The organism is Mycobacterium sp. E1715 (assembly GCF_001667625.1).
Lineage (GTDB): Bacteria > Actinomycetota > Actinomycetes > Mycobacteriales > Mycobacteriaceae > Mycobacterium.
In genome coordinates, this window is record NZ_LZJJ01000268.1 from 1 (window position 1) to 784 (window position 784).

Consider the following 784-nt stretch of genomic DNA (forward strand, 5'->3'; position numbering starts at 1 on the left):
GCGCTGATCATGTCGATCGCGTCGGCCGGCGATTCCACCGGCATACTGCCGAAGCCGAAGCAAATCGGCGGGGTTCCCGCGGCGATCCACGACGCGACGTCGGTGTCGGCCTCGGTGGACATCGCCATCGTCAGTGCACCGACGAAGGGCCGCTGACCGTCCCACTTCCGCCATTCGGCCGCTAGCCCGGGGAAGCAAACCTCGTCGTAGGCCTGTATCTCGAGTGATCCGCTTTCGGCGATGCGCCGCGCCGACGCGCCCCTGATCTTCGGCAGCCCTAGTTCACGGCGCTGCGCGTCCTCCGCGTTCTTGCTCATCCGCCAACACAACCAGTCGTAGACGGTCATCCCGGTACGCACCACGGGCGCGGGCGCAAAGGGGTACAGCTGGCCGTTGGGCCGTATCGGAAAGTAATGCAGCGTCGCAAACGGAATGTCGTAGGCCTCGGCGATGCTTGCGGCGAGTTCTTGGTAAACCAGTCCGCTGAACAGGACATCGGCGCCCGCGGCCAGCGATGCCAGCGTGCGGCTCATTTCTGCCCAGTGCGTGAGGCACGGCTGCCACAACTCACGCAACAACCTGATCGGCTCTTTGATGGTCCAAAAGCTGCGGCGGAAGTCTGTCCAGAAGTCACGGAGGAAGTCATCAGTCAGGAAGTCATGCATATCCGGCCCGTAGGCCGCCGCCGGAAGCCCCGCCGCCTCGGCGAAGCCCGTGAGATTGCATGGGACGGCCATGAGAACGTCGTGTCCCCTGCGCTGCAGTTCTCGACCCATAGCCACGG

1 pseudogene is annotated in these 784 nt (G+C 64.5%); it reads right to left on the reverse strand.

The features are described 5' to 3' along the window. A pseudogene (locus A9X03_RS13995) lies at nt 1-782 on the reverse strand (glycosyl transferase family 1); the annotation flags it as partial. Nucleotides 783-784: the final 2 nt, after the last annotated feature.